The organism is Pirellulales bacterium (assembly GCA_036499395.1).
Lineage (GTDB): Bacteria > Planctomycetota > Planctomycetia > Pirellulales > JACPPG01 > JACPPG01.
Genome location: DASYDW010000054.1, coordinates 1 through 5,348 on the forward strand (window position 1 = coordinate 1; position 5,348 = coordinate 5,348).

General features: G+C 56.9%; 4 protein-coding genes. 2 read left to right on the plus strand and 2 right to left on the minus strand.

The window, feature by feature from the left end:
• Positions 1-1,983 (minus strand): OsmC domain/YcaO domain-containing protein (locus VGN12_07905; protein ID HEY4309360.1); only part of this gene is annotated, 1,983 nt, incomplete at its 3' end.
• 510 nt (positions 1,984-2,493) lie between these two features.
• Here VGN12_07905 and VGN12_07910 point away from each other — a divergent pair.
• The gene (locus VGN12_07910; GenBank protein ID HEY4309361.1) at positions 2,494-3,414 is read left to right on the plus strand and encodes a proline dehydrogenase family protein; all 921 of its coding nucleotides are present in this window, start codon (positions 2,494-2,496) and stop codon (positions 3,412-3,414) included.
• Between the two features lie 137 nt (positions 3,415-3,551).
• Here VGN12_07910 and VGN12_07915 read toward each other — a convergent pair whose 3' ends face one another.
• The gene (locus VGN12_07915) at positions 3,552-4,169 is read right to left on the minus strand and encodes a glutathione S-transferase family protein (GenBank protein ID HEY4309362.1); all 618 of its coding nucleotides are present in this window, start codon (positions 4,167-4,169) and stop codon (positions 3,552-3,554) included.
• 385 nt (positions 4,170-4,554) lie between these two features.
• Here VGN12_07915 and VGN12_07920 point away from each other — a divergent pair.
• Positions 4,555-5,348: LysR substrate-binding domain-containing protein (locus VGN12_07920; GenBank protein HEY4309363.1), on the plus strand; the 794-nt coding region annotated here is incomplete at its 3' end.

Below are 5,348 nucleotides of genomic sequence, written 5' to 3' on the forward strand. Positions count from 1 at the left end.
GAGCAGCACCTCCAGCACCACGTTCACGGCCTGATAAAACAATCCGCGCTCGACCGAGTTGTCGTTGTATTGCAGGAACGCTCCCGTCAGTTCCTGCGCTTCCTCGAGCTGCTGCAAGGCAAGATTAATCAGCAGTTTCAATTCGATGACGGTGAGCTGACCCCAGTCCGTATTCTCGTCAAATTCGATGCCGATCAAAGTGGCAATGTCGGAGTACTCATCCAGCTCGTTGTTTTCGAGCCGCTCGAGCAGTGCTGCGAGGGCTGCATCGTCCAGGCGATGCAGATTCAAAATATCGCTGCGGAACAACAGGGCTTTGTTCGTGTTATCCCAGATCAAATCCTCTACCGGATAAACTTCGGAGTAACCGGGCACTAAAATCCGGCAGGCGACGGCGTCCAATTGGTCATACACCGCCATGTACGCTTCTTTGCCCATGTCTTCGAGAATGCCGAACAACGTTGCCGCTTCCTCGGCGTTGGAGTTTTCGCCCTGGCCCGAAAAATCCCACTCGACAAACTCGAAATTCGCTTTGGCGCTGAAAAAGCGCCACGACACCACACCGCTGGAATCGATGAAGTGCTCGACAAAGTTATTCGATTCAGTCACGGCGTTACTGACGAAGGTGGGCGGAGGTAAATCGTTCAGGCCTTCGAAACTGCGCCCCTGTAGCAATTCGGTAAGACTCCGCTCCAGCGCCACTTCGAAGCTCGGGTGAGCGCCGAACGACGCAAAAACACCGCCGGTCCGCGGATTCATCAATGTGACGCACATCAACGGGTAGATTCCACCCAGCGACGCATCCTTTACCAGCACAGGAAAGCCTTGCTCTTCCAAGCCGCGAATCCCGGCCAGAATGCTCGGGTATTTCTCCAGCACTTCCAGCGGCACATCAGGCAATGCAATTTCGCCCTCCAGAATTTCACGCTTTACCGCACGTTCGAAAATTTCGGACAGACATTGCACCTGCGCTTCGGCCAGCGTATTACCGGCACTCATGCCATTGCTGACGTACAGGTTCTCGACCAGGTTGGACGGAAAGTACACCACCTCGCCGTCCGACTGCCGCACATACGGCAGCGAACAGATACCGCGCTGCACATTGCCGGAGTTGGTGTCGTACAGATGCGAGCCACGCAATTCGCCATCGGGATTATAAATTTCGAGGCAATACGCATCCAGAATTTCAGCCGGTAGCGCATCCTTGCGGCCGGGCTTAAACCAGCGCTCGTTCGGGTAATGGACAAATTCCGCATTGGCAATATCTTCGCCCCAGAACGCGCCGCCATAAAAATGGTTGCAATTCAGACGTTCGATAAACTCGCCCAATGCCGACGCCAGCGCGCTTTCTTTGGTCGAGCCCTTGCCGTTGGTGAAACACATTGGCGAGTGTGCATCGCGGATATGCAACGACCACACATTTGGAACGATATTGCGCCACGAAGCAATTTCAATCTTCATGCCCAAGCCTGCCAGAATGGCCGACATATTGGCGATGGTTTGCTCCAACGGCAAATCCTTGCCCGTAATATAGGTGCTTGCATCGGAAGCCGGCTTCAACGTCAGCAACGACTGAGCATCGGCATCCAGGTTTTCTACTTCTTCGATGATAAATTCGGGTCCGGCTTGCACGACCTTTTTAACCGTACAACGGTCGATAAAACGCAAAATACCCCGGCGGTCGACCTCCGAGATATCCGGCGGCAATTCAACCTGAATCTTGAAAATCTGCTGATAGCGGTTTTCCGGATCAATAATATTGTTCTGCGACAGGCGAATATTTTCTGTAGGGATATTGCGATTTACGCAGTATAACTTTACAAAATAAGCTGCACACAATGCCGATGAAGCCAGAAAATAATCGAAGGGACCCGGCGCCGAGCCGTCGCCTTTATAACGAATCGGCTGATCGGCTATTACCGTGAAGTCATCGAATTTGGCTTCAAGACGTAGCTTGTCGAGAAAATTGACTTTAATTTCCATGGGGGAATCCTGGGGTGGCGCTCGAGATGATGTGGCCGCTATTATCCCACCCGGTGCGCAACCGTGGTGCGGGCCTCCTGAGAAACAATCGTTGGTCGCGGTTTGGAGGGCCGCTTTGAAGGAATCTGGGGGAGTGCAGTGGGGTGGGCTCAGCCGGTCGGCATCGCACCACGTTCGGCCACTTCGAGATCAACAATCACAACCCCGGTGCAGCGCGCATCGCCTCACCACCACCGTCTATTCGTTCATGCTACGATCCCCAACGCCTGACGGACACAAAAAAATCAGGCTTTGATTCACCCCATAGCGAACCTCAAAAGCCTCCACTCAAACAATGTACGCAGCCGCCTGGCCTCCCTCGAAAACGCACTGAAAGCCTGTGTCGACGCAGTGATTGCGTCCGCTCAGGCATTCGTCCCGGACATGTTGTGAATAACATGTCCGGCGATGTCGCTCGAATCTATACATCACAAGCAGATTCGCGCGACTGCGTTTTGATGAGACCACAACATGCGTATTCTCAATACGATGGCGGCTCGCGCCATCCCGCTGGTTCCCCGTTCGCTGATCCGTAAAATCTCCCGCCGTTATATTGCCGGCGAAACACTCGCCGATGCCCGCACGCGCATCGGCGCGCTCCACGCAGCGGGCTTCCGAACAACCGTCGATGTGCTGGGCGAGACCGCATCGTCGTCGGATCAGGCAGATTCGATGGCTCGCGAATATCTGGATCTCGCCCAGGAGTTCGGGGCGAGAAACGAGCCCACCGAACTGTCGATAAAACTGACCGCTCTGGGCCTGCATCTCGATGAAAGCGCATGCATGGCGCGAGTTTCGATGATTCTGCGAGCGGCAGCATCGTCCGGAATCAGCGCGTGCATCGATATGGAGGACATCAGTTGCACCCAGAAAACTCTCGACGCGTTCGCGAAGCTGGAAGCCGACGGATATCCAATCGGAATCGCACTGCAAGCGTATTTGATGCGTACGAGCGGTGACATCGTTCCACTGCAGGCACGCAAGAGCCGCATGCGCATTTGCAAGGGAATTTATGCAGAGGCAAACGAGCATCTCGTCGATGGTGCGTCGAAGGATCGGGCAGCGATCAATCCGCACTTCGTTCGACACGTTTCAGGCGCAATAGAGGCGGGATCGTTCGTGGGCATTGCAACGCACGACGCGCAATTGATCGATACGTTGACCCATTGGCTGCAACGCGAGCGGATTGACAGGTCTCGATTCGAGTTTCAGATGTTGTTGGGGGTGTGCGAGCCGCAGCGTGATGCTTTGCTTGCGCAAGGATTTAGCGTTCGCGTCTATGTGCCATACGGTCATGACTGGTACGGCTACAGCACGAGGCGAATCAAGGAAAATCCGCGAATTGCCGGCTATATCCTGGCCGCGATGCTACGCGGCCATCGGGCTCGCTAATCCTGACAGCAGGGGACCGACCATATCGTTGGTCCCGCTTTCTATCAGGCGTTGCCGGTGTCTCGCCGACCATAGCGCGAAAGCGCAGCAATTTCCTCCCGCGCGCGAACCACACAGCCAGTAAAAAAGAGCTGCTGCTAAATCGACTCCGCCGGCGGCCAGGTTGCCTGCGCCGCACGGCTATAAGCGGGTCTCTGCGCCAAACGCTGCGCATACCGCACGAGCGATTCCGCAGGCCTCGCAATACGCCGATTGAACAATGCAACCGACAGCAACGAGCCAAGCATCACATCGGCAGCGGAAAAGTGATCACCCAATAGCCAGGGGCCGGTCGAAAGAGCCTGGTCCAGGACTTCGAGCATTCTGGACCGGTCTCCCCACCCGCGACCGCTCGCGGCCAACGGATCGTCCGGTTCCTGCAAGTAAATCGCAGGCTCGAAAACCGCGGTGGAAAAGATCATCCAGCGCAGGTAGCTGCCTCGCTCGGGGGCATCCAGAAGCGGAGCCAGATTGCCCGGACTGTAGCGATCCGCCAGATAAATGCAGATGGCCGGATTTTCCGAAACTGTCACCGGGCCGTCCGTTAGCGCGGGAACCTTGCCCATCGGGTTGACCTGGAGGAAGCGTGGTGATTTTTGAGCGCCTTTGCGTAGGCTGAGGGTCTCCACCCGGTACGGTAGTCCGAGTTCTTCAAGTAGCCAACGCGGGGTGAAGGCTCTGCTAGCGGGGGCGAAATAGAGCGTGATGTCGGGCATGGTCATTAACCTCGAGTTTCTCGCGCAGGCTACCAGAACTCGGTTGGGCCTCGTCAAGTTGACGGCTGCAGCCTACGCGCCCAACCAAATCATAGCGATCCTTATTAAATAGCATTTCTGAAATACAGCAGCGACAGTCCAACCATGCCATGTGGTGAAGCGGTCCTGGCGTGCTGCACGATGACATGCCGCGTTCGTCCAATGTCTGGGCGGGCAGCGCGAAGTACTGTCGGATCGGGCCAAAGGATCAGAGAAACGCTTGCGTGCGACGCGCATCGCTAAAACCACCCATCTGATAGTCCCGCCGCCAGGTCCACAGTCCCACCAAGCGTAACGAAATTGCCACGCCGTGGTAATAAACTGGAAGCTTTGCCTTTAGCCTTCCATGCTCGCACCGCTTCTGGTCGCCTTTTATGAAACCGTCCGGCAGGGCAGTGTGACCGCCGCCGCAAAGCGTCTCGAAGTCAGTCAGCCGACCATCACGGCGCGCATTCAGCAACTGGAAAAACAGTATGGCGTCGAGCTGTTCCATCGGCGCGGCAGTCGTTTCGACCTGACCGATGCCGGCGCCGCGTTGATGCCGCTGATCGACCGCATGCAGCAAACCGAAAGCGACATCGACTTCACGCTGCGCAACGAACGCGAACTCGCCGCCGGCAATCTGCGGGTCGGGGCGACCGGGCCTTATTACATTCTGCCGGCCATCGCGGCGTTTCATCGGCAGTATCCGGCCGTCAAAATCTGTGTCGAGATCGGCAATTCGCAGCAGATCCTCGATGCGTTGCTCGACTTCCGCGTCGATCTGGCCGTGTCGTCGCAACGGGTCGACGACCCGCGTTTTGCTCGCCGTACGATCGCCGACGATCCGCTCGTCGTCGTCGCGCATTGCAAACATCCGCTGGCCGCGCAGAAAGTGGTCAGGCTCGCTGACATCGCCGCACACACGCTGCTGCTGCGCGAGCCCGGCTCGCGCACCCGCGAGGCGACCGAGAGCGCACTCAAGCGCCTTGGAATCGCGCCCGCGAAGCTGATCGAAATCGGCAGCCGTGAGGCGATCTATGAAGCGATTCGCCACAACATGGGCTGCACGCTGATGCCGCTCGGCGAAGCGCCGGCGCATCCCGATCTGCGCCAACTGCCTTTGGAAGCCGACGCGCCGATCCTCCAGGAGTATCTCTA